Annotated in this window: 1 protein-coding gene; it reads left to right on the top strand. The window is 54.5% G+C overall.

What is annotated here, in order from left to right:
* Positions 1–4: 4 nt before the first annotated feature.
* A protein-coding gene (locus BM022_RS14980) for an IS3 family transposase (RefSeq protein WP_218146905.1) occupies positions 5–1,191 on the top strand; the annotation gives its coding sequence in 2 pieces (ribosomal slippage) (positions 5–266 and positions 266–1,191; 1,188 coding nt in all).
* Positions 1,192–1,199: the final 8 nt, after the last annotated feature.

Below are 1,199 nucleotides of genomic sequence, written 5' to 3'. Positions count from 1 at the left end.
GTTTATGATGGTTGCACGCAGAGCACGGAGGGAGTTTGACGCCGGCTTCAAATTGGAAGTGGTGCGCATGGTGAAAGACCAGGGATTGAGCGTAGGCGATGTCTGCCGCAGCATGGATCTGGGGGAGACGGTGGTGCGGCGCTGGATGAAGCAATATACGGCTGAATTGAATGGACAGGCGGGCATAGGTAAAGCGCTGACCCCTGAGCAGCAGCGCATCCGGCAACTGGAAGCCGAGAATCGGCAACTGCGGATGGATAATGACGTCTTAAAAAAAGCTTCGGCCTTCTTTGCCCGCGAACTGAAATGAGCTACCGGCTGGTTCGCCAATTGCAACAGGAGGCCGTTCCTGTGACACAAGCATGCCGGTTATTGCAGATCAGTCGCGCCGGTTACTATCAGCATTGGCGGCGCGGGACACAAGCTGCGGATATTGTCACCACGGTTCATCTCAAGGCGGTGTTTACTGCCAGCGGCAGCACCTACGGAAGTCGTCGTCTGGTCACTGCCTTGCAGGCTCAAGGTCTCGCTATTGGCCGTTATCGGGTACGGCGCCTGATGCGGGAAGCTGCATTGCACCCGGTGTGGAAACGCAAGTTTATCCGCACCACCGATAGCAGGCATGATTTGCCGATAGCAGAGAATCTGCTGGATCGAAAGTTTGAGCCAGCTCTGCCGAATCTTGCCTGGGTATCGGACATTACCTATGTTCGCATGCGAGCCGGCTGGCTCTATCTTGCCGTGGTCATGGACCTGTTCTCGCGCAAGATCGTCGGCTGGGCGATGGCGCCTGCCATGCCTACCGAACTGATTGCCTCGGCATTGCGCATGGCAGTTCAGCAGCGCAAGCCTGTACCTGGATTGCTATTACATTCTGATCGAGGCAGTCAATATGCCAGCCTGGAATACCAGAGCTTACTGGATCAGCACGGTATCCGCTGCAGCATGAGCCGCAAGGGCAATTGTTGGGATAATGCCGTAATGGAGCGCTTCTTTCTGAAATTGAAAATGGAGCGCGTCTGGCAACAAGATTATGCCAACCAAGGTGAGGCTCAACGCGATATTGCCGATTACATAGTCCGTTTTTATAACGGAATCCGGCTTCACTCGAAACTGGGCTACCTGTCGCCCGTCGTCTATGAACGGAAAATGGTAGCAATACCACCTATCACGGTGTCTGAAATGATTTGACCACCACA

The sequence above is a fragment of the Nitrosospira sp. Nsp14 genome, assembly GCF_900113575.1.
GTDB lineage: Bacteria > Pseudomonadota > Gammaproteobacteria > Burkholderiales > Nitrosomonadaceae > Nitrosospira.
Note: the sequence above shows the minus strand (reverse complement) of the source record. Positions and strands in the feature narration are given on the sequence as shown.